The organism is Geobacillus sp. ZGt-1 (assembly GCF_001026865.1).
GTDB lineage: Bacteria > Bacillota > Bacilli > Bacillales > Anoxybacillaceae > Geobacillus > Geobacillus thermoleovorans.
Map to the genome: position 1 here is coordinate 9038 of NZ_LDPD01000025.1, position 212 is coordinate 9249.

A 212-nucleotide genomic window follows, 5' to 3' on the forward strand; every position below is an offset into this window, starting at 1 on the left:
GCTTCGAGATCGCCAGGATGGCGATATTTCGCCGTTGCCCGCAGGACGCGGGCTGCCTTTAGGCGAAATTACGGCGCTTCCGCTTTTCTTCCCTTAGAAAGGAGGTGATCCAGCCGCACCTTCCGGTACGGCTACCTTGTTACGACTTCACCCCAATCACTTGCCCCACCTTCGGCGGCTGGCTCCCGTAAGGGTTACCTCACCGACTTCGG